Origin of the sequence: Rhizobium rosettiformans W3 (assembly GCF_004912135.1) — a bacterium.
In the GTDB taxonomy this organism is placed as follows: Bacteria; Pseudomonadota; Alphaproteobacteria; order Rhizobiales; family Rhizobiaceae; genus Allorhizobium; species Allorhizobium rosettiformans.
This window is the reverse complement of record NZ_STGU01000001.1, coordinates 619,889-640,451: the sequence shown is the minus strand read 5'-3', so window position 1 is coordinate 640,451 and position 20,563 is coordinate 619,889. Positions and strand designations below refer to the sequence as shown.

The 20,563-nt window shown below is 62.8% G+C and carries 23 protein-coding genes; 9 read left to right on the top strand and 14 right to left on the bottom strand.

The genetic code is table 11. The features are described 5' to 3' along the window. Positions 1 to 74: 74 nt before the first annotated feature. The 9 genes from FAA86_RS03050 to FAA86_RS03005 all read left to right on the top strand — a co-directional run bounded on the left by FAA86_RS03050 (position 75) and on the right by FAA86_RS03005 (position 10,949). Positions 75 to 863, top strand: coding sequence for an ABC transporter ATP-binding protein (locus FAA86_RS03050; protein ID WP_136538285.1), 789 nt, complete (start codon positions 75 to 77; stop codon positions 861 to 863). Between the two features lie 351 nt (positions 864 to 1,214). Next, on the top strand, positions 1,215 to 1,550 hold the full coding sequence (locus FAA86_RS03040; protein WP_136538283.1) for a hypothetical protein: 336 nt from the start codon (positions 1,215 to 1,217) through the stop codon (positions 1,548 to 1,550). Then, the gene (locus FAA86_RS03035) at positions 1,550 to 2,437 is read left to right on the top strand and encodes an ABC transporter permease (RefSeq protein WP_136538282.1); all 888 of its coding nucleotides are present in this window, start codon (positions 1,550 to 1,552) and stop codon (positions 2,435 to 2,437) included. The genes FAA86_RS03040 and FAA86_RS03035 overlap by 1 nt, the downstream gene beginning before the upstream one ends. Next, on the top strand, positions 2,434 to 3,300 hold the full coding sequence (locus tag FAA86_RS03030; protein WP_136538281.1) for an ABC transporter permease: 867 nt from the start codon (positions 2,434 to 2,436) through the stop codon (positions 3,298 to 3,300). The genes FAA86_RS03035 and FAA86_RS03030 overlap by 4 nt, the downstream gene beginning before the upstream one ends. A gap of 30 nt (positions 3,301 to 3,330) precedes the next feature. Beyond that, positions 3,331 to 4,323: an ABC transporter substrate-binding protein gene (locus FAA86_RS03025; protein ID WP_136538280.1), complete on the top strand. Its 993-nt coding sequence runs from the start codon at positions 3,331 to 3,333 to the stop codon at positions 4,321 to 4,323. Between the two features lie 321 nt (positions 4,324 to 4,644). Beyond that, entirely contained in the window at positions 4,645 to 5,829 is a 1,185-nt protein-coding gene (locus FAA86_RS03020; RefSeq protein WP_136538279.1) for an efflux RND transporter periplasmic adaptor subunit, read from the top strand. A gap of 14 nt (positions 5,830 to 5,843) precedes the next feature. Then, on the top strand, positions 5,844 to 9,167 hold the full coding sequence (locus FAA86_RS03015) for an efflux RND transporter permease subunit (protein WP_136538278.1): 3,324 nt from the start codon (positions 5,844 to 5,846) through the stop codon (positions 9,165 to 9,167). A gap of 151 nt (positions 9,168 to 9,318) precedes the next feature. Further along, positions 9,319 to 9,960: an outer membrane protein gene (locus FAA86_RS03010; protein ID WP_167494862.1), complete on the top strand. Its 642-nt coding sequence runs from the start codon at positions 9,319 to 9,321 to the stop codon at positions 9,958 to 9,960. A 314-nt stretch (positions 9,961 to 10,274) separates the two neighbouring features. Further along, positions 10,275 to 10,949, top strand: a complete 675-nt coding sequence (locus tag FAA86_RS03005) for a Crp/Fnr family transcriptional regulator (RefSeq protein WP_162760158.1) — start codon at positions 10,275 to 10,277, stop codon at positions 10,947 to 10,949. 18 nt (positions 10,950 to 10,967) lie between these two features. Here FAA86_RS03005 and ureG read toward each other — a convergent pair whose 3' ends face one another. The 14 genes from ureG to FAA86_RS02935 form a co-directional block, all read right to left on the bottom strand. After that, entirely contained in the window at positions 10,968 to 11,579 is a 612-nt protein-coding gene (gene ureG / locus FAA86_RS03000) for an urease accessory protein UreG (protein ID WP_136538276.1), read from the bottom strand. A 27-nt stretch (positions 11,580 to 11,606) separates the two neighbouring features. After that, positions 11,607 to 12,299, bottom strand: coding sequence for an urease accessory protein UreF (locus FAA86_RS02995; RefSeq protein WP_136538275.1), 693 nt, complete (start codon positions 12,297 to 12,299; stop codon positions 11,607 to 11,609). Then, a complete protein-coding gene (gene ureE, locus FAA86_RS02990) occupies positions 12,286 to 12,771 on the bottom strand; it encodes an urease accessory protein UreE (protein ID WP_136538274.1) in 486 nt (161 codons plus the stop codon). Before ureE ends, FAA86_RS02995 begins: the two co-directional genes overlap by 14 nt. A gap of 65 nt (positions 12,772 to 12,836) precedes the next feature. Beyond that, positions 12,837 to 13,706, bottom strand: a complete 870-nt coding sequence (locus tag FAA86_RS02985; RefSeq protein WP_136538273.1) for a GGDEF domain-containing protein — start codon at positions 13,704 to 13,706, stop codon at positions 12,837 to 12,839. A 203-nt stretch (positions 13,707 to 13,909) separates the two neighbouring features. After that, the gene (locus FAA86_RS02980; protein WP_246034983.1) at positions 13,910 to 14,545 is read right to left on the bottom strand and encodes a TIGR02117 family protein; all 636 of its coding nucleotides are present in this window, start codon (positions 14,543 to 14,545) and stop codon (positions 13,910 to 13,912) included. Positions 14,546 to 14,596: 51 nt separating this feature from the next. Then, positions 14,597 to 14,839 carry a hypothetical protein gene (locus FAA86_RS02975; RefSeq protein ID WP_136538271.1) on the bottom strand — a complete coding sequence of 81 codons (243 nt, stop codon included), beginning with the start codon at positions 14,837 to 14,839 and terminating at the stop codon, positions 14,597 to 14,599. 75 nt (positions 14,840 to 14,914) lie between these two features. Further along, complete coding sequence (gene ureC, locus FAA86_RS02970) at positions 14,915 to 16,627, bottom strand: urease subunit alpha (RefSeq protein ID WP_136538270.1); 1,713 nt, start codon at positions 16,625 to 16,627, stop codon at positions 14,915 to 14,917. A 5-nt stretch (positions 16,628 to 16,632) separates the two neighbouring features. Beyond that, positions 16,633 to 17,283: a glycosyltransferase family 29 protein gene (locus tag FAA86_RS02965; protein WP_136538269.1), complete on the bottom strand. Its 651-nt coding sequence runs from the start codon at positions 17,281 to 17,283 to the stop codon at positions 16,633 to 16,635. A gap of 12 nt (positions 17,284 to 17,295) precedes the next feature. Next, complete coding sequence (locus FAA86_RS02960; RefSeq protein ID WP_136538268.1) at positions 17,296 to 17,724, bottom strand: lysozyme inhibitor LprI family protein; 429 nt, start codon at positions 17,722 to 17,724, stop codon at positions 17,296 to 17,298. A 21-nt stretch (positions 17,725 to 17,745) separates the two neighbouring features. Beyond that, complete coding sequence (locus tag FAA86_RS02955) at positions 17,746 to 18,051, bottom strand: urease subunit beta (RefSeq protein ID WP_136538267.1); 306 nt, start codon at positions 18,049 to 18,051, stop codon at positions 17,746 to 17,748. A 20-nt stretch (positions 18,052 to 18,071) separates the two neighbouring features. Then, on the bottom strand, positions 18,072 to 18,326 hold the full coding sequence (locus FAA86_RS02950; RefSeq protein WP_136538266.1) for a DUF1272 domain-containing protein: 255 nt from the start codon (positions 18,324 to 18,326) through the stop codon (positions 18,072 to 18,074). Between the two features lie 10 nt (positions 18,327 to 18,336). Beyond that, complete coding sequence (locus tag FAA86_RS02945; RefSeq protein ID WP_006725821.1) at positions 18,337 to 18,639, bottom strand: urease subunit gamma; 303 nt, start codon at positions 18,637 to 18,639, stop codon at positions 18,337 to 18,339. A gap of 21 nt (positions 18,640 to 18,660) precedes the next feature. Beyond that, positions 18,661 to 19,479, bottom strand: coding sequence for an urease accessory protein UreD (locus tag FAA86_RS02940; RefSeq protein WP_136538265.1), 819 nt, complete (start codon positions 19,477 to 19,479; stop codon positions 18,661 to 18,663). Continuing rightward, on the bottom strand, positions 19,422 to 20,549 hold the full coding sequence (locus FAA86_RS02935) for a CE1 family esterase (protein ID WP_136538264.1): 1,128 nt from the start codon (positions 20,547 to 20,549) through the stop codon (positions 19,422 to 19,424). Before FAA86_RS02935 ends, FAA86_RS02940 begins: the two co-directional genes overlap by 58 nt. Positions 20,550 to 20,563: the final 14 nt, after the last annotated feature.

Here is a 20,563-nt window from a genome sequence, read left to right as displayed (position 1 = left end):
CTCCCGAGCGGCCGCATGTCAAAAGAATGCAAGAGGCAGACGGCCTTTGCAACAAACCCGATTGGTCCTAGCGCATGAATGCACCCAACTCCGTCGTCTCGGCCAGGAACCTGAGCCTCACCTTCGAGACCAATGACGGGCCCGTCCACGCCCTGTCGAATGTCGATCTCGAGGTGAAGAAGGGCGATTTCGTCTCCTTCATCGGCCCCTCCGGCTGCGGCAAGACCACCTTCCTGCGCGTCATCGCCGATCTCGAGAAACACACGGGTGGCGACATCACCGTCAACGGCATGACGCCGGAAGAGGCCCGCAAGGCGCGCTCCTACGGCTATGTCTTCCAGGCGGCGGCGCTTTATCCCTGGCGCACGATCGAAAACAACATCGCGCTGCCGCTCGAAATCATGGGCTACAGCGCCCACGAGAAGAAGAAGCGCATCGAACAGACGCTGGAACTGGTCAACCTTTCGGGCTTTGCCAAGAAATACCCCTGGCAACTGTCAGGCGGCATGCAGCAGCGCGCCTCGATCGCCCGCGCGCTCGCCTTCGACGCCGACCTGCTGCTGATGGACGAACCCTTCGGGGCGCTCGACGAAATCGTCCGCGACCACCTGAACTCCGAGCTCTTGAAGCTCTGGGCACGCACCAACAAGACGATCTGCTTCGTCACCCATTCGATCCCCGAAGCCGTCTACCTCTCGACCAAGATCGTCGTCATGAGCCCGCGGCCCGGCCGGGTGACCGACATCATCGAGTCGACGCTGCCGAAGGAGCGTCCGCTCGACATCCGCGAGACGCCGGAGTTCTTGGAGATCGCGCACCGGGTGCGCGAGGGCCTGAAGGCGGGGCATAGCTATGAGGAATAGTGTGGCGCTTGTGGGTAAGATGCCCCTCACCCTGACCCTCTCCCCGCAGGCGGGGAGAGGGGATGGCCAGCGCGGTGCCGCACGTCCCTTCTCCCCGTCGCAACGGGGAGAAGGTGCCGGCAGGCGGATGAGGGGCAAGGCCGCCGGCGTTGTGAACGCCGGCAACGCGCTCCCCACCTCCCCCTTGAGGGGGGAGGTCGCCGCGAAGCGGCGGGTGGGGGTGAACCTGACGACGAGTTCGACGTCATTGATCAACGCTCAGGTCTCGCACATCACCCCACCCCGGAGCTTCGCTCCGACCCTCCCCCTCAAGGGGAGGGTGTCGGGTACCGCAGGAGTGGAGTCCACCCCATGAACCCCACCTTCCTCCTTTGGCTCGGCGCTGCCATGGCAACCTTCCTCGGTGCCGCCACCGTCTCCCGCGCCTATGTCGACAACGGCAAGCTCTGGGTGCTCATCGCCTCCCTCGCCCTCTACTGCATCGGCAATCTGATGATGGTGAAGCTGATGCGCGAAGGCGGGCTGGGGCTCGCGATATCGGCATCGGCCATCGCGCAGCTCGTCCTCATCAATGTCATCGCCTTCTTCGTCTTCGGCGAACGCCTGAGCCCCATCCAGTCGGTCGGCGTGGCACTCGGTGTCCTGTCCATGGCCCTGATGCTCTATCCTGCCAAGGGAGGTGCCTGATGACATCAGCCCCTTCGACCTTCCGTGACCGCATCCTGCCGGTGCTTACGGTGGTTCTCGCAATCCTCGTGATCTGGCACGTCTTCGTCGTCTATCTGAATGCACCTTTCGTGCGCGACCAGGCTGCGCGCGCAGGCGAGGAAATCACCTTCTCCCAGGTGGTCGAACGCACCTTTGCCCAGGAGCGTCCGGTGCTCCCGGCACCGCACCAGATCGTCGCCGAGCTTTGGGAGACCACGATCAACAAGGCCGTCACCTCCAAGCGCAGCCTCGTCTACCATGCCTGGATCACGCTTTCCGCGACCCTCATGGGCTTTGCCATGGGCACGGCGCTCGGTATCGCGCTCGCCATCGCCATCGTTCACAACCGGGCCATGGACAAGTCGCTGATGCCCTGGGTCATCGCCTCCCAGACGATCCCGATCCTTGCCATCGCGCCGATGATCATCGTGGTCTTGAATTCCATCGGCATCTCCGGACTTCTGCCCAAGGCGCTGATTTCCACCTATCTTTCCTTCTTCCCGATCGTCGTTGGCATGGTGAAGGGCCTGCGCAGCCCCGATATCCTGCTGCTCGATCTCATGCACACCTACAATGCCAGCCCCTCCCAGACCTTCTGGAAGCTGCGCTGGCCGGCTTCCATGCCCTATCTCTTCACCTCCCTGAAGGTGGCGATCGCGATCTCGCTGGTCGGGGCGATCGTCGGTGAACTGCCGACAGGTGCTGTCGCGGGCCTCGGCGCCCGTCTGCTGTCCGGCTCCTACTATGGCCAGACGATCCAGATCTGGGCCGCCCTCTTCATGGCGGCGGGCCTCGCCGCCCTGCTCGTCTCGATCGTCGGCATGGCCCATACCAGGGTGCTCGCACGCATGGGGGTCAAGCCATGAACGGTTACCTCGTCTTCGCCTTTGTCTTCTGGATCGGCGCCTGGGGCCTCAATGAGTGGTTGGTTCGCCTGCGCGCCAAGGATCCGACAACCCGTCGCGCGATCGGCATCGCCGTGCCGCTTATCTTCGGCGTGACCCTGCTCGTGATCTGGGAATGCATGGTGCGCGGTTTCGAGATCCCCTCGATCCTTTTGCCGGCACCCTCGATGATCTGGGCCAGGATCCTGACCTCCACCCACATCCTCTGGGCCGATTTCCAGCAGACCTTCCTGAAATCCGTCATCACCGGCTATGTCGCCGGCTGCGGTCTCGGCTTCATCGTCGCCATCCTGATCGACCGCTCGCCCTTTCTGCAAAAGGGGCTGCTGCCCATCGGCAATTTCGTCTCGGCTCTCCCCGTCGTGGGCATTGCCCCGATCATGGTCATGTGGTTCGGCTTCGACTGGCAGTCCAAGGTCGCCGTCGTCGTCATCATGACCTTCTTCCCGATGCTGGTGAACACCGTCCAGGGCTTGGCTTCGGCTAGCCACATGGAACGCGACCTGATGCACACCTATGCCGCCTCCTGGTGGCAGACGCTGGTGCGCCTGCGGCTTCCCGCCGCCTGGCCCTTCATCTTCAATGCGCTGAAGATCAACTCGACTCTGGCTCTGATCGGGGCCATCGTTGCAGAATTCTTCGGCACCCCGATTGTCGGCATGGGCTTCCGCATCTCGACCGAGGTCGGACGCTCGAATGTCGACATGGTCTGGGCTGAGATTGCGGTTGCCGCACTCGCCGGCTCGGTCTTCTACGGATTGGTGGCACTGGCAGAACGCCGGGTCACCTTCTGGCATCCGTCCGTCCGTGGTGGACGGTCGTGACTTCTACCAAAAACAAAAGAGGGAACTGAAATGACTGTCAAACTCGCATCCATGCTGCTGGCTGCCGCGGTCTCCTTGACCGCCATGCAGGCCGCGGCCGCCGACAAGGTGACCCTCCAGCTGAAATGGGTCACGCAGGCCCAATTCGCCGGCTATTACGTTGCCAAGGACAAGGGCTTCTACGAAGAAGAAGGCCTCGACGTCGAAATCAAGCCGGGCGGTCCTGATATCGCTCCCCCGCAGGTTCTGGCCGGTGGCGGCGCTGACGTGATCGTCGACTGGATGCCGTCTGCACTCGCAACCCGCGAAAAGGGCGTTCCGCTCGTCAATATCGCCCAGCCCTTCAAGTCCTCGGGCATGATGCTGACCTGCCTCAAGGAAACCGGCATCACCAAGCCTGAGGATTTCAAGGGCAAGACGCTCGGCGTCTGGTTCTTCGGCAACGAATATCCGTTCTTGTCCTGGATGAGCACGCTCGGCATCAAGACCGATGGCTCACCGGATGGCGTGACCGTTCTGAAGCAGGGCTTCAACGTCGATCCGCTCCTGCAGAAGCAGGCCGCCTGCATCTCGACCATGACCTATAACGAATACTGGCAGGTCATCGATGCCGGCATCAAGCCGGAGGAACTGGTCACCTTCAAGTATGAGGACGAAGGCGTCGCAACCCTCGAAGACGGCCTCTACGTGCTCGAAGACAAGCTCGCGGACCCGGCCTTCAAGGAAAAGATGGTCAAGTTCGTCCGCGCCTCGATGAAAGGCTGGAAGTACGCGGAGGAAAACTCCGACGAAGCGGCTGAAATCGTGCTCGAGAACGACGCATCCGGCGCCCAGACCGAACAGCATCAGAAGCGCATGATGGGCGAAGTTGCCAAGCTTACCGCCGGCTCGAACGGCGCGCTCGACAAGGCTGACTACGACCGTACGGTCAAGACCCTGCTCGGCGGCGGCTCCGATCCCGTCATAACGAAGGAGCCGGAAGGTGCCTTCACGACCGAGATCACCGACGCGGCCCTGAAATAGTCTTTGGCGGACCAATGCAACGATGAAGCACGGGGAGAAATCCCCGTGTTTTTTGTAGGCTTTACTGATGATTTCATGCTGCAGACGCTGGCAAATCGGCAACACCATCGTTCTATATTGAACTATTTTCACCCTCCGTGTGAAAATGCCTGAGACGGCTCTTGCATGGGCCTCGGCTATCCCCCACCTCAGAGGCTGATTTCAGATGCCGTAAATGTGAAGATGGGTGTTATTGTCGGGGAGCACCGAGGCTGTGAGCCGATCCGGCTTCCCCGACGTATACTCGACCGAACTGCAATTATCGTCCTTGGGAAGGGTCCTATGTCTCGAAACGCGCGCACGAGATCCGTGCTGATGGCTGCAATCCTGTCGCTTTCGGCGTCCGTTGCCATCGGGCAGGAACAGCCTGCCACGCCAGCCCAGAATCTTCCGTCCATCATCGTCACCCCGGCCGAGACCCGTGACCTGGTCGATCGCGTCGTCGCTTCCGGCACGCTGCGCGCCGAAGAAGAGGTCCAGATCCAGCCCCAGGTCGAGGGACTGCAGATCGAGACCCTGAACGTCGACGTCGGCGACAAGGTCGAGGCGCAAACGGTTGTTGCTAAGCTCAGCCAAGACACACTTCAGCTGCAGCGCAGCCAGTATGTGGCCAACCGCGCCAAGGCGGAAGCAGCGCTCGCCCAGTATCAGGCTCAACTCGTTGAAGCCGAAGCAAGCCTGGAGGAAGCACAGCGGCAGTCTGAGCGTGCAACGCGCCTGGCCTCGTCTGGTTCCGTATCCGCCTCACAAAAGGAACAGGCTGAAACCGCGCTGGCAAGTGCCACCGCCCGGGTCGAGACGGCCCGCCAGGCCATCACCGTCGCGGAAGCCGACATCAAGGTCGTGGACAGCCAGATCGCCGACACCGATCTGCGCCTTGCCCGAACCGACATCAAGTCGCCGGTGGCAGGCACGGTCTCCGTCCGCAACGCACGCATCGGCGCGATTGCCTCCGGTGCAGGCCAGCCGCTCTTCACGGTCATCCGCGATGGCCAGATCGAACTGGTGGCAGACGTGCCGGAAACTGATATCCTGCGCCTGAAGGCTGGCCAGAAGGCGGAAGTCTCGGTCGCCGGTTCCGACCGGCCACTGAGCGGTTCCGTCCGCCTGGTTTCGCCGGTCATCGATCCGGTGACCCGTCTCGGCGCCGTGCATATCGCACTCGACGACGATGCGGCGGCCCGTGCAGGCATGTATGGCAGTGCCTCGATCGTGGTGCAGGAGGCCAATGGCGTCGCCCTGCCGCTTTCGGCGATCACGACCGAAGCCGGCAAGACCACGGTCCGCAAGGTCGCCGATGGCACCGTCGAGATGGTCGAGATCAAGACGGGCATCCAGGATGGCGCTTACATCCAGGTGACAGAAGGCCTGAACGACGGAGACAAGGTGGTCGCCAAGGCGGGCGTCTTTGTCCGTGACGGCGACCGGATCAATCCGGTGGAAGAAACCAGCAGCGTTTCAAACTGAGGGGCGACGACGCCATGAACTTCTCTGCATGGTCCATACGCAATCCGATTGCGCCGATCCTGGCCTTCTTCCTGTTGATCGTGGTCGGCATTCAGTCGTTCAACTCGCTGCCGATCACCCGCTTCCCGAATATCGACGTTCCGCTCGTGGCGATTACGGTCGGCCAGAGCGGCGCTTCGCCGGCTGAACTCGAAAGCCAGGTGACGAAGGAAGTCGAAGACGCGGTGGCATCAATTACCGGCGTCGACGAAATCAACTCGACCGTTACCGATGGCCAGTCCCAGACCGTCGTCATGTTCCGCATGGAAGTGCCGACGGAACAGGCAGTCCAGGACGTCAAGGACGCGATCGACCAGATCCGCGGCGACCTGCCGGCTTCCGTCGAGGAACCGATCGTCACCAAGATCGACGTCGAAGGCCAGGCCATCCAGAGCTTTGCCGTTTCCTCGCCCAACATGAACCTCGCCGAGCTGTCCTGGTTCGTCGATGACACCATCAAGCGCGCCCTGCAGGGTCAGCCGGGCATCGGCCGTGTAGACCGCTACGGCGGCGCAGACCGGGAAGTCCGTGTCGAGCTGGACCCGAACCGCCTGGACGCACTGGGCGTCACGGCTTCAGACATTTCCAGCCAGCTGAAGGGCACCAATGTCGATCTCGGCTCCGGCCGCGGTCAGGTCGCTGGTGCAGAACAGTCCATCCGCACGCTCGGCGACAACCGGGATGTGGAAAGCCTTGCGAATTCCACGATCGCCCTGCCCGGCGGTCGCTTCGTCAAGCTGTCCGACATCGGCCGCGTCACCGACACCTATGAAGAGCCGAAATCCTTCGCCCGCCACGACGGCAAGCCGGTCGTGTCCTTTGCCGTCTTCCGCGCCAAGGGTGCGAGCGAAGTGACGGTTGCCGAGACGGTTGCCGAAAGCCTCGCCACCGTGCGTGCCGAGAACCCCGACGTCCAGATCGAGATGATCGACGACTCGGTCTATTTCACCTATGGCAACTACGAAGCCGCGATGCATACGCTCGTCGAGGGCGCCCTGCTCGCCGTCATCGTGGTCCTGCTCTTCCTGCGCAACTGGCGTGCGACCCTGATCTCCGCCGTCGCGCTGCCGCTCTCGGCCATCCCGACCTTCTGGGTCATGGACCTGATGGGCTTCTCGCTGAACCTCGTCTCGTTCCTGGCCCTGACGCTGGCAACCGGTATTCTCGTCGACGATGCGATCGTCGAGGTGGAAAACATCGCCCGCCACATCAAGATGGGCAAGACGCCCTATCGCGCGGCGATCGAGGCAGCAGACGAAATCGGCCTCGCCGTCATCGCAACGACGTTCACGATCATCGCGGTCTTCGTGCCGGTCTCCTTCATGCCGGGTATTCCCGGTCAGTACTTCATCCAGTTCGGCCTGACGGTCGCCTTCTCCGTCTTCTTCTCGCTGCTTGTGGCGCGTCTCATCACTCCGATGATGGCGGCCTATCTGATGCGGGCGGAAGACGCGATGGACGACCATCACGACAATGACAGCCTGCCGCTGAAGATGTACACGAAGCTGGTGCGCTTCACGACCCGCCGCTGGTATTCGCGCCTCGGCACGCTGGCGGCTGCCATCGCCTTCCTGATCGGCTCCATCATCCTGCTCGCAGGCGTGCCCGGCAGCTTCATTCCGCCGGAAGATGCAGGCCGCATCGTCCTGTCGGTCGAACTGCCGCCAAACGCGACGCTGGATGAAACCGAGCGCAAGACGGATGAAATCTACGCCGCCATCAAGGACGTGGCGGATGTCGACAGCATCTTCATTCTCGGCGGCTCCTCGCCGCGCGGAGATCTGGAGCTGCGTCGCGCCAGCGTGACCATGAACCTCGACCGTATCGAGCATTCGCTGGCCAAGACCCTGGTCAATGATGGATTGGGTGGCCTGCCGCTGATTGGCCAGTATCTGCCCAAGCTGCCGGAGAACGGTCGTATCCGCCCGCAATGGGACATCGAGGAAGAGGTCTTCGCGAAGCTCAATTCGATCCCGGATATCCGCATCACCAAGCTGAATGACCGTGGCGAGCGCGACATCACCTTCAACTTCCTCTCCAAGAACGAAGCGGAGTTGAACGAGGCTGTCGGCATTCTCGAAGCCAAGCTTCGTCAGGTGCCGGAACTCGCCAATGTCAGCGCCGATGGCGCCCTGCCCCGCCCGGAACTGCAGATCCGCCCGCGCGCCGACGAGGCCGCCCGCCTCGGCATCACCGCGCAGCAGATCGCCCAGACGGTGCGTGTCGCCACCATCGGCGACGTCGATGCAGCCCTGCCGAAGATCTCGCTCGACAACCGGCAGATCCCGATCCGCGTCCAGGCCTCGCTCGATTTCCGCACGGATCTCGCCGCGATCCGCGCGCTGAAGATCCGCACGGCAACGGGCGAGACGGTGCCGCTCTCGAGCGTTGCCGATATCGACTACGCAGAGGGAGTGTCGTCGATCAAGCGCAACGACCGCAACCGCGTCGTCTCGATCGGCGCCGGCCTGCCACAGGGCGTCGCGCTCGATACCGCAACGGCGGCCTTCCGCACGACGGTGGAGAATGCCGACATCCCGGCCAGCGTTCGCTTGGCCGAGAGCGGCGATGCCAAGATCCAGGCCGAGATGCAGCAGAGCTTCGTCAACGCCATGATTCTCGGCTTGCTTCTCGTGCTGACGGTGCTGATCCTGCTCTTCAAGGACGTGATCCAGCCCTTCACCATCCTCTTCTCGTTGCCGCTCGCGATCGGCGGCGTGGCCGTCGCGTTGATCATCACGAACAACGCGCTCTCCATGCCCGTCCTGATCGGCATCCTGATGCTGATGGGCATCGTGACGAAGAACGCGATCCTGCTCGTGGACTTCGCCATCGAGATGCGCCGGCACGGCATGGATCGTCTGGAAGCAATGGTGGAAGCCGGCCGCAAGCGCGCCCGCCCGATCATCATGACCTCGATCGCCATGTCGGCGGGCATGCTGCCCTCTGCCCTCGGTGTCGGTGAAGGCGGTTCGTTCCGCGCACCCATGGCCGTGGCCGTCATCGGCGGCATCATCGTCTCAACGGTGCTGAGCCTCGTGGTCGTACCCGCCTTCTTCCTGATCCTCGACGACCTCTCCCGCCTGCTCGGCTGGATCTTCAGCCGCTTCGTCGGCAAGAAGGAAGAAGAGGAAGAGCCGCTGACACCGGAGGTTCTGTCCTTCCTGGCACGTCAGAATGTTCAGGCCCTGGAAGCCATGGATCGCCGCGTCGCCGCAGTCGAACGCAGCCAGCCGGTTAGCCGCAAGAGCGACGGCAATGGCAACGTGATCAACCTGCCGCCGCTCGCCGCAGAGTAACCCAAGCTCGACCGGCCGCCCCTCGTGGCGGCCGGTCTCCCGCTCGGCGCGGCGCGCCTGAAACGTCCCCTCCTCACATCCTCCAGTCACACGCAAGAGAATCGACGCAACCTGAGCGCATTGCATTCCATCTCAGGTCATGGGGATTCTCTTGAGACGTTTCATCACGATGACACTTTGCATGCTCGCAACCTCCGCTCTTGCGGATGACGGCACCCTCCTGCCCGCGCAGGAACACACCGCAGCCTACGACTGGAGCGGCGCCTTTGTCGGCGTCACCGGCGGCTATGGCTGGATGGATGGCCTGTTTGAAGTCACCGGTTATGCACCGAAGACAGACAGCCTGAACGGTAGACTTCCAGGCGTCTTTGCCGGGGTGAGCACCCAGTTCGACAACAACCTCGTGCTCGGCCTTGAGGGCGATCTCGAGTATAACGTTCAGGACGTGACGGTCACCTCAGCCTTCGGAGCCTTTACCGGCGGCGCCGACTGGCAGGGCTCGGCCCGCGTGCGTCTGGGTTATGCTCTGGATCGTCTCCTGGTCTATGCGACAGCCGGGTGGGCAGCAACGCATCTCGAGGCGGAATTCATCGGCGTGGCAGAGGCAACCGGCAGCTTCCATGGATACACCCTGGGTGCCGGTCTCGATTATGCCATGACCGATCGTCTCTTCGGGCGGCTCGATTATCGCTACAACGACTTTGGCAGCGGCGAGCTCGATTTCGGCCCGGCAACCGTGAGCTCGCAGCTGGAGCAGCACACCGTCAAGATCGGTCTCGGGCTGAAGTTCTGAGGCCGACCCGCTCACGGAAAACAGACTTCGGATTGGCGGGCAGCTTCTACAGCAAACTGCCCGTCATCCGCAGGCGCCACGCCTTCTTTCGACGATCATCATATACCGATGACCGTTTGATCGAAATCAATCCGGACTTCCCCCCCTCGCGATAATGTGACTCGACTGGAAAGGGCAGATCACCCGGACCTGCAGGCGACGCGCAATTCGGCTGGGCCATGGACTGGCAGGCTTGACCTCGATGGAACGCGACGACCGCAGCGGTGCATGCCCGGACACCATGTGGATGGGGAGCCGTGAAGACCGTGAACAAGATGCTGAGACTGAACGCGCGCGACAAGAACACGCTTCTGCGGACGTCGTTCCTGTCCCAACTCGGCCCGAGCGCCATGGCCTCGATGATGGAGATCGCCAATATCTCCAACTACGAGGCGCGCGATGTGCTGTTCCGCGAGGGCGAGCCGGCCGACTGTTTCTACAGTGTCCTGAGCGGCTATGTCCGCCTCTACCGGCTGAACAAGGATGGGCGCGAAGCCGATATCCGCGTCTGCGGCCCGGGCGACACCTTCGCCGAATGCCTGCTCGCGCTCGGCGACAAGTATCTCTACAACGCCCAGGCGGCAGAAACGGTCACGCTTGCCCGCTTCGACCTGCAGCGTGTGCGCGCCCTGGCCGAGCACGAGAAGGACGTCTCTCAGGCGATCATCCGCTGCCTCTCCGACCATCTGCGCACCACGATGGACTGCATCGCCAACGACCGTCTGCAGACCGCCCCGCAGCGCGTCGCCCACTATCTGTTGACCCACTGCAACGTGGAAGGCGGCCCGGCCTCCATCAGGCTTCCGTTCCAGAAAAGCCTGCTTGCCGGTAAACTCGGCCTCGCGCCCGAGGCTCTGTCGCGCGCCTTCTCAGCGCTGCGTCGTGCAGGCGTCATCGTGCGCGGACGCACGATCCAGATCAGCGATGTCAACGCGCTGAAGCAGATCTGAGCTCAGGCTAGCTGCCGGTCAGAGGCCCCCGCTCTCCTGCAGGAAGCTGACGATCTTCTCCACGCCGGCACCCCGCTTCAGGTCCGTGAAGACGAAAGGACGCTCGGAGCGCATCCGGCCGGCATCCCGTTCCATCACATCGAGATCGACACCGACATGGGGTGCAAGATCGGTCTTGTTGATGACGAGCAGATCCGAGCGCGTGATGCCCGGCCCGCCTTTGCGCGGGATCTCTTCTCCCTGACAGACCGAAATGACGTAAAGCGTGATGTCGGCGAGATCCGGCGAAAAGGTCGCCGCGAGGTTGTCGCCGCCGGATTCGATGAAGACGACGTCGAGATCCGGGATCCGCGCATTGAGATCGGCAATGGCCTTCAGATTGATCGAGGCATCCTCCCGGATTGCGGTATGCGGACAGCCGCCCGTTTCCACCCCCACCACACGATCCGAAGTCAGTGCCTGCATGCGGATCAGCGCATCGGCATCCTCGCGGGTATAGATGTCGTTGGTGACGACGGCGACGGAGTAGTCGTCGCGCATCGCCTTGCAGAGCTTCTCCGTCAGAGCCGTCTTGCCGGAGCCAACCGGTCCGCCGATGCCGACACGGAGGGGACCATTTTTCGATTTCATCATCTTCGTCCTGTTTGCGCTTCAAGCCTAGGATTGGAACAGCCGGGAATATTGCGTCTCGTGCCGCATGCTGAGCGTCTCGGCGATGATCGTCGCCGAACCGAGGTCATCCAGCCCGAGGGGGCTCAGCTCTGTCGCAGCGGCCAGAATGGGCTGCTCTGCCACCGCCAGGATCGCGACCCCGCGGCTTTGCCCGATGACGCCGAGCCGGATCGCGACAGAGATATATTGCGAGATCTGTGCGTGCAGGAAGGCCGCGATGGCATCATCCTTAGCGACACCATGAGCAGCCGCCACGGCGCCGACGGCGACGCTGTAGGCGATAGGCCCCTGAAGTCTCTCGATCACCGGATGCGGCCATGCGGCAGCGGCCTGGACAAAAGCCTCACCGAGCCGCGTCATTTCCGCATGCCGCTCAGCCGAACCGGCGAGTGCGGTCGCGAGGGATATCAGATCCTCAAGCGGCTGCCCTTCGCTCTGCAGCCGGTGCGCTTCGCCAAGCAGGATCGCATCATTGCGCATACCGCCAGCCGATAGCAGTGTCAGGAGCCAGGCCTCGACGCCGTCCCCGTCGCGGACATGATCTTCGACGATCGCACTCTCGAAGCCGGCGGAATAAGAAAAGCCGCCGACGGGGAAAGCCGGCGAAAGCCAGGCCATCAGTCGAAGCAGCGCCTGACGTCCTGCAACTCCGTCTGACGGCATGTCACCCGTGGCCATGCCCGCCCTCGTGATGACCACCATGGGAGCCGTGGCCACCATGGGCATGATAGGCGCCGCGCACCGGCTGGAAAGGCTCGACGATATCAGACACCTCGGCGCCCAGACCGACAAGCATGTCCCGGATCACGTGATCGCGCTGGATCAGAATGCGGTCCGGCTCGATCTGGGCGGAGAGATGGCGGTTGCCAAGATGCCAGGCAAGTTCGATCAGGTGGAGTGTATCGCGGGCGCGAATTTCGAACAGCCGCTCTTCCGCCGCCTGGATCTCGACCGTCGTCCCGTCATCGAGCAACAACCGATCGCCGTGTTGAAAGAGCACGGGCTCCTTGAGGTCGAGCATGACCATGGCGCCATTGTCGAGATGCAGCAGTTTGCGTCGCAGGTGACGGCCATCATGGGGAAGAACCACCACGCCGTCAGGCGCGTCGGCGACGGAACCGGCGGGTTTGAAGGAAGTCGCGCGCTGCATGAGATCTCCGACATGACTGTTTTTTGAACCATGCACAGGAATGAGGCAAACGGCAAGATCGTTCTTCAGTCCCGTCGGCCAATCGCGGCAAAAAGTCGAGCATCATCAGACGCATGGTCGCTGATCAGTGGCTCCAGGATGACAAGCGATTGCTCGTGGATAACGCGGTCACGCCCGCTGTCCTTGGCAAGATAGAGCGCCTTGTCCGCCCAGGCATAGACGATCTCGGGACGCTTGCCCGCACCGAACTCTGCAACCCCGGCCGAGATGGTGACGCAGATCTCCGTTCCGTGAAAATCCACGCATCGGGCGGCGACACATTTCCGCGCCTCTTCCACTAGGGCCAATCTTTCCTGCCGTGTCCCGCCCCGCAGAACGACGCCGAACTCTTCCCCACCGAGACGGACGACGAGATGCGGTTCGTCGAAAACCTCTCTCAAGACGGAGGAGACCGCCTGGATGACCCGATCACCTACCTGATGCCCGAAGCGGTCATTGATCGACTTGAAGCGGTCGATGTCGATGATCGCGAGCGACGCCTCCCCCGAAACGGCGGCGACGGCTTCGTTGAACACGCGCCTGTTGGCAAGCCCCGTCAACGTATCTGTTTTGCTCAGACGCTCGAATGTGCTGCGCGAGGCGGCAAGCTCGCGAATGACATGGCCGGCGGCAAAGGCCAGACCGCCCGTGAGGATCCCTCCGAAGAGCCAGGCGAAGGCCACCATCAGCCGGACCATCTCGTCGAAGGGAAGCGTGAGATATCCCGTGAGGGTGAGCAGCAGGAGCGACAGAAAGCCCGCAAGACTGGCCACGATCACCGAGCAGAAGCAGACGCGCAGGGCAAAGTGCAGCACCGCGCGAGGCCTTTCGAAGCCTCCGAGGTCGATCTGCGGCCAGCGCCCTTTGCCGATGAGAATCACCGCCTGCTCCTTCATGAACATGCCCTTGAATTAGGGTGAGCAGGTTTTGCGAGTCCTAACGGAATCACTCAAATGCAAGCGATCAGCCGAATGGGCGAGGAACCACCGAAAAAGGACGCTGGACGGGCGCGCGCTCCGTTCACGGCTGCCCAATGGTCAGGCTTGATCGCGATAGCGCAAGCGGCGGTGATTGCCGTTTCTCAGCGTCTCCGCGGCCTTCAGCCGTGATGGAGATGGAGTGAAAGATCAAGCAGTTGCGGCATGGGCGTCCACCAGCCGGTGCGGATGCCCGCGGACCGCAGCATGGCGGCCGTCCAGGTGTTGCAGCCGACAAGCGCATTGAAGGCCCCCCTCGCCTCAAAGAAGGCATCATCCAGGCCGTAAGCGGCGCCCGGAACGGCAATCGGCATGCCGTCTTCGCGGACGAAACTGCCGCGGATTTCCGTGATCATCCGGCGACGCCCCTCTTCCGTGATCGCAAGCTTGCGCACGGAGGGATGCTCAAGATCGATTGAACCGGCAACGGAGACATGCAGCACGGAGCGGTCGACGGTCAGCGCCTTGAACACCGGCAGCGGACGGATGTCACCCCAGGTTGGCGTCTCAATATAAAAGGACCGTCCGCCCCAGCCGATGATCAGATATTCCACACCCGGCATGTCGAGCGGCAACCCACCGGGAACGAGATCGGCGAACGCCGCCCGCACCTCGTCATCGACCGGCAGGGCGATGTCCGTATGGATCGGATTGGCGAGCAACAGGATCTCCGCCGTCTCGCCTCCAAGGGAAGCCTCCGCGCGCGGATTGAGCGGGCGCGGCAGCAACGTTCCCAGAGCCACGAGGATAATGAGCAAGGACAGGCCAAAGGCTAGTCTTCGAAAAAGCGTCTTCACTGTCGGGGCGTCTCAGTCTGCAAGGTCGAGCCTGTGCTCAATTCTCCGGACCTGTTCAACCAGACGATCAATACGCAAGCCCATCTCCGCGACACCTCCGGCATCCGCACCTTGATCGCGCCGCAATCCTGCCAAGCCGATCTCCATCCGGGTGAGACGCTGCCGTTGCTCGGCCATGGTGTCGCGCATGTCGCGCAGATCCGAACGGATTGCTCGCAAATGCTCCAGAACCAGGTTATTCACGTCCTCGGCCATGGCACAACAACTCCTGAATGGGTCAGGCAGATGATACACCAGGCCATGCTGGCCGCAAATCCGACGGCTACCGCGTCAGAACAGGAAGTACCGCTGCGCCATCGGCAGCTTGGTCGCCGGCTCGCAGGTCAGCAGCTCGCCATCGGCGCGCACTTCATAGGTTTCCGGATCCACTTCCACATGCGGCGTCAAGTCGTTGTGGATCATCGATTTCTTGGAGATGCCGCCGCGGGTGTTCTTGACCGCCACCAACTGCTTGGCGACACCCAGACGATTGCCGAGGCTGGCATCGAGGGCGGCCTGCGAAACGAAGGTGACGGAGGAATTCGTCCGCGCCTTGCCATAGGCACCGAACATCGGGCGGTAATGCACCGGCTGCGGGGTGGGAATCGAAGCATTCGGATCGCCCATCGGAGCGGCGGCAATTACGCCACCGAGCAGCACCATATCCGGCTTCACGCCGAAGAAGGCCGGATTCCAGATGACAAGATCGGCGCGCTTGCCGACTTCGATCGAGCCGATCTCATGGCTCACACCATGGGCGATCGCCGGGTTGATCGTGTATTTCGCTACATAGCGCTTGGCGCGCATGTTGTCGTTGTCGCCGGTCTCGGTGGAAAGCGCGCCGCGCTGGCGCTTCATCTTGTCGGCCGTCTGCCAGGTGCGGATGATCACTTCGCCGACGCGACCCATGGCCTGGCTGTCGGACGAGATGATCGAGAAGGCACCGATATCATGCAGGATGTCTTCCGCCGCGATGGTTTCCTTGCGGATGCGGCTTTCGGCAAAGGCGATGTCTTCCGGGATCGACGAGGACAGGTGATGGCAGACCATCAGCATGTCCAGGTGCTCGGCAACCGTATTGACCGTGTAGGGACGCGTCGGATTGGTCGACGATGGAATGACGTTCAGCTGACCGCAGATCTTGATGATGTCGGGCGCATGGCCACCGCCCGCCCCTTCCGTGTGGAAGGCATGGATCGTGCGGCCCTTGATCGCTCCGACCGTATCTTCCACGAAGCCGCTTTCGTTCAGCGTGTCCGTGTGGATCATGACCTGCACGTCATACTGGTCGGCGACCGAGAGGCAGCAATCGATAGCGCCGGGGGTCGTGCCCCAGTCCTCGTGCAGCTTCAGCGAGGTCGCACCGCCAAGCACCATTTCCTCGAGCGCACCGGGCAGCGAAGCATTGCCCTTGCCGGCAAAGGCGAGGTTCATCGGGAACGCATCGGCTGCCTCGATCATCCGGGCGATATGCCAGGGTCCGGGTGTGCAGGTCGTCGCAAGCGTGCCGTGGGCGGGGCCGGTGCCACCGCCCAGCATCGTGGTGAGGCCCGACATCAGCGCCTCCTCGATCTGCTGCGGGCAGATGAAGTGGATATGCGCATCCATGCCGCCGGCGGTGATGATCTTGCCCTCGCCGGCAATCGCCTCCGTACCGGGGCCGACGATGATGTTGACGTCGGGCTGCGTGTCCGGATTGCCGGCCTTGCCGATTGCAACGATCCGCCCGTCCTTGAGCCCGATATCGGCCTTCACGATCCCCCAGTGGTCGAGGATCAACGCATTGGTGATGACGGTGTCGACGGCGCCGTTCGCCCGCGTCACCTGGCTCTGGCCCATGCCGTCACGGATGACCTTGCCGCCGCCGAACTTCACCTCTTCGCCATAGGTGGTGAAATCCTTCTCCACCTCGATGAACAGCTCCGTGTCTGCAAGACGTACCTTGTCGCCAGTGGTCGGACCGAACATCGAAGCATAGGCGGCGCGGGACATCTTGTAGGACATGGGTCTCAGGCTCCTTGGGAGAGGGAGGAAACGAAGATCGGTTGCAGCCGCAGGACGCGGCCGCTCGACATGTATTGATCGACCAGGCGGCGCTCGGCTTCGAAGGGGTGGCCATCCCAGCCGCTGTGACCGAAGCCGGCGAGGATGATGGTATCTTCGGCATGCGCCGGATCTGACAGCAGCGCCTGGATCACCACCATGCCGCTTGAGGGCACGACATATGGCTCCGCGTCGAGCGCCCGCAGCGCGGAGTCCAGGCCCTCATGCACGTCGCGATGGATGATCCTGTGCTGCTTGCCATTGGCCGTGGCGAAGGTCGCGAAACCGTCGGTGTAATCGTCGCAGAAGTCGTCGAGTTCGGGATGCGTGATCGCAAGCTGCGGCTTCATGTCGGCAAACTTCTCCGGATCGCGCACCGACCAGATCTCCGTCGTGCGGCGCACCGCCTCGCTGTCGCGCCATTCCGGATCCGCGAGCATCTGGGCCCCCGGGCGTCCCGTGTTGCAAACGGCGATGATGTCCGTCTTGCGCCCCGCAGCGCCGAAGTTCCGGCTGCCATTGAAGCGGATCACGAGGTCCGCGGCGTCGATAAGGGGTGCAGCCCCCTCGTCCACCGGTCCGTTGCCCACGATCATGATCTGTCTCGCCTGAGCCATGGTCTCACACCCTCAAAAGCCCTCGACCAGTGACTTGAGTTCTTCCGTGCGGTGTTTCGTGAGTTCCGCGAGGCAGAATGAGATCACCATCGGCTGCATGGTCCCACCTTCGGCCGAGTAACCTTCGAGATCGCAGGCTGCATCGCGATAGGCGAGCCAGGCACGCTGCGAAACCAGAAGCCGCTTGGCTGCTCCATTGTCGTCCGAGGGTGGCGTCGTCTTGTCCCATGCGAGCATGGCGGCGCGCGTCTCGGCCCATTGGGCGTTCATTGCGGCATCGGCTTTTCGATAGTCCTCGGCCGCACACTGGTTCATGTCGGCCTGGGTCTGGGCATTGTTGCAATCGACGTCCCGCACGCCCTCGCTTGAGGCCGGCGCGTCTTGCAGCAATACGCAGCCGCAGACGACGAGGATCACGCCCCAGTTCATCGCCCGCACCATGACCGTTTGCCCACCTTCATATCACAGGCTGCCCATGACCTTCTGGCGGAAACCATAGACCTCGCGCTTGCCAGACAACGGGATCAGAGTCACCTGCCGCGTCTGTCCCGGCTCGAAGCGCACGGCGGTGCCAGCTGGAATATCGAGCCGCATGCCGCGCGCCTTGTCGCGATCGAAGATCAGCCCGGCATTGGTCTCGTAGAAATGATAATGGCTACCGACCTGCACCGGCCGGTCGCCACTGTTGGAAACCTCGAGCGTCACGGTCGGATGTCCGGCATTCAGTTCGATTTCGCCTGCGGCGGCAATGATTTCACCGGGGATCATGAATCGCTCCTTCAGCGGGTTCAAGCGGCGCGCGAAGGCGGGCAGCCTTCGGCTTTGAGGACGCGTTTGGTGGATGCCGGATTGTTCTTAAGCTTGGCGGCGGGCCGGATCGGCCGACGCACCAATTCACCACCGCAATTCGGGCAGATGCCGGCAAGCGTGGTGGACGCGCAGTCGGCGCAATAGGTGCATTCGAAGCTGCAGATCATCGCCAGGCTTTCCGGCGGCAGATCCTTGTCGCAGCACTCGCAATTGGGTCGAAGCTCCAGCGCCATGACCAGGTCCTCAACGAATGGGTTCGTGAACGGTGACGAGTTTCGTACCGTCCGGAAACGTCGCTTCGATCTGCACGTCGTGGATCATCTCGGCGATGCCCTCCATCACCTGGTCGCGGGTGATGACATGCGCGCCCGCCTCCATGAGATCGGCAACGGCGCGACCGTCGCGCGCCCCTTCGACGACGAAATCGGTGATCAGCGCAATGGCTTCCGGATAGTTGAGCTTCACGCCCCGTTCCAGCCGGCGGCGGGCGACCATGGCCGCCATCGCGATCAGCAGTTTGTCCTTTTCCCGCGGCGTCAGATTCATGCGTGCTCCAATCCGTGATCGTCAGAGAGTCCAGACTTTTGGCACAGACGCGCCCCCGCGCAAGGCCGAAATGACCGGGATCAAGATTTTTCTCAAGGCAAAGCCGTCAGGGGCCGCGATACGGGCAACAACCTTGCCTTGCCAATGACTTACGCCGCCCATTTCTTCAGCGATATGCTCACGAATTGGGCGGATCATCGCCTCGGCGCGCGGGCTGACGAGAATGAGAGTCGCGAATGCAACGCGCCCGGCAAGCACTGCCGGCGACGCCACTAGACCGGCGACGTCGCCATCCAGTTTCAGCTCTTCGGCATGCAACAGGCGTCCGCCCCGCCGGATCCGCCAGCGGTCGCGCACGAGGCCGGCATTCATCCCCTCGCCCATGGCTTTGCGCCCGAGCAGGATCGCTTCCACGGCGAGGAATTCGGCGTCCTCCGCGAGGTCAACCTCCAGCCTTCGGGTCAGCGATGCATTGTTGAACAGAATGCTTTCCTGCGGCAGCCAGTGCATGCGAGCCCCCTCACCCACTTCGATCCGGGTGGTGATCTCGCCCGTACCGGCGGAAGCCTTGTAGATCTTTTCGCAGGCCTGGGTCGTGGCAGTGAGAAAACTGCCCGGACCGGCGCGGAAACTCCAGTCGAACTGGTCCCCGCCGGTAATGCCGCCGGCGGTGTTGATCGTCACCGCCTCGAGCTCACTGGTGAAACTCTCGGGCAGGCGGATCTTGGCCGCCCCCTCCTGATAGAGCTCGGCGATGCGCGTGCGCCCGCCGAGCGACTTCGTTACAAGTCGCCCGACACCGCGGGCACGTTGCTGTCTGGTTTGCTGGATGGCGTGCAATGTGTCCCCTGCCCGCCGTCGCTGATCGCGGCGGTTTTCTGTTTGTCGCCGCAGGCATTCTCGACCGCGACCGTCGCAATCATTTCGCCGCCCGAGGCCTTGAAGAACTCCCACATTCTGTCGGTGGCATCAACCTCGCGGATCGCCTTGTCGCCGTTCGAGGCGAGGCGGAAGCGCACGGTCCGGGCCGGCCAGGCATGATCGGCGCTGGCAATCACATAGGAGACGACGCTGGTGCCCGCACGGCAGCCGGCATAGCTCATGACGTCGGCGTTCTCGCCCGTTTCCAGCGAAGCCCGGCCTTCGCAGCCGTTGAGCTCGGCCCAGCGATTGAGCGCCACTTCGCCGCCATAGCGCCAATAAGCCTTGCCGCCCCCCTCGAACGGGTTGACGTGATCCTTCTTGCCCGAAAAGGCGATGATGGAGACCGGCCGGCTCGGCTGGCAGCTTTCCCTGCGTGGCTGCCAGACACCGTTTTCCTCGACCGGTGTGCCAGCGCGCAGGCCCATGACGAAACCGGCGGCGGCAAAGTCACCGAAGCCATTGCAGATATACTGCGACAGCATCCGCCCGCCGCCGGAATAGCCAGACGCATAAACCTTGGTGGCGTCGATGCAGAGCTTTTCCTTGGCGATCTCGAGCGCCGCGCGGATGGCAGCGGACTCGTCCGCGCCTTCTCCCGTCGTGACACCCGGCACATACCAGGCATGGGTGCCCGGCAACTCGCCTTTCAGGCTGCCGGCGAGCGCCATCACGACGAAGCCCTCGCGCTCGGCGACCTCGTTCCAGTGGCTGCGGCCGAGCTGAACCTTCGGATTGCTGTTGGAGCCGTGGAAGTCGAGGACCAGCGGAACCTTCTTCTTGCCCGAATAGCTCGACGGCACGACATAGAGCGCCTCCCGTTCGACGCCGCCCGACTGGAAGGTCAGGCTGTATTGGCCGGGTTCGATCGGCGTGCCGCAACCCGCGGCTTGCGCCGCCGCGCTGGAGGCGCCAAGGAGGAAAAGCCCCGCGACCACGCGCAATACGCCGCGTGCCCGCACGAGTGGGATTACCGTGCTGGTCGTCATGGATGTGCCTTCTG

Coding starts and splice junctions, on each gene's coding strand:
- FAA86_RS03005 (WP_162760158.1), top strand. CDS start 10,275: ATGCTGAGACTGAACGCGCGCGACAAGAACACGCTTCTGCGGACGTCG.
- FAA86_RS02985 (WP_136538273.1), bottom strand. CDS start 13,706: ATGAAGGAGCAGGCGGTGATTCTCATCGGCAAAGGGCGCTGGCCGCAG.
- FAA86_RS02975 (WP_136538271.1), bottom strand. CDS start 14,839: ATGGCCGAGGACGTGAATAACCTGGTTCTGGAGCATTTGCGAGCAATC.
- FAA86_RS03025 (WP_136538280.1), top strand. CDS start 3,331: ATGACTGTCAAACTCGCATCCATGCTGCTGGCTGCCGCGGTCTCCTTG.
- ureE (WP_136538274.1), bottom strand. CDS start 12,771: ATGCAGCGCGCGACTTCCTTCAAACCCGCCGGTTCCGTCGCCGACGCG.
- FAA86_RS02960 (WP_136538268.1), bottom strand. CDS start 17,724: ATGGTGCGGGCGATGAACTGGGGCGTGATCCTCGTCGTCTGCGGCTGC.
- FAA86_RS03050 (WP_136538285.1), top strand. CDS start 75: ATGAATGCACCCAACTCCGTCGTCTCGGCCAGGAACCTGAGCCTCACC.
- FAA86_RS03035 (WP_136538282.1), top strand. CDS start 1,550: ATGACATCAGCCCCTTCGACCTTCCGTGACCGCATCCTGCCGGTGCTT.
- FAA86_RS03030 (WP_136538281.1), top strand. CDS start 2,434: ATGAACGGTTACCTCGTCTTCGCCTTTGTCTTCTGGATCGGCGCCTGG.
- FAA86_RS02965 (WP_136538269.1), bottom strand. CDS start 17,283: ATGGCTCAGGCGAGACAGATCATGATCGTGGGCAACGGACCGGTGGAC.
- ureG (WP_136538276.1), bottom strand. CDS start 11,579: ATGAAATCGAAAAATGGTCCCCTCCGTGTCGGCATCGGCGGACCGGTT.
- FAA86_RS02950 (WP_136538266.1), bottom strand. CDS start 18,326: ATGGCGCTGGAGCTTCGACCCAATTGCGAGTGCTGCGACAAGGATCTG.
- FAA86_RS03015 (WP_136538278.1), top strand. CDS start 5,844: ATGAACTTCTCTGCATGGTCCATACGCAATCCGATTGCGCCGATCCTG.
- FAA86_RS02995 (WP_136538275.1), bottom strand. CDS start 12,299: ATGGCCACGGGTGACATGCCGTCAGACGGAGTTGCAGGACGTCAGGCG.
- FAA86_RS03020 (WP_136538279.1), top strand. CDS start 4,645: ATGTCTCGAAACGCGCGCACGAGATCCGTGCTGATGGCTGCAATCCTG.
- FAA86_RS02955 (WP_136538267.1), bottom strand. CDS start 18,051: ATGATCCCCGGTGAAATCATTGCCGCCGCAGGCGAAATCGAACTGAAT.
- FAA86_RS02935 (WP_136538264.1), bottom strand. CDS start 20,549: ATGACGACCAGCACGGTAATCCCACTCGTGCGGGCACGCGGCGTATTG.
- ureC (WP_136538270.1), bottom strand. CDS start 16,627: ATGTCCTACAAGATGTCCCGCGCCGCCTATGCTTCGATGTTCGGTCCG.
- FAA86_RS02945 (WP_006725821.1), bottom strand. CDS start 18,639: ATGAATCTGACGCCGCGGGAAAAGGACAAACTGCTGATCGCGATGGCG.
- FAA86_RS03040 (WP_136538283.1), top strand. CDS start 1,215: ATGAACCCCACCTTCCTCCTTTGGCTCGGCGCTGCCATGGCAACCTTC.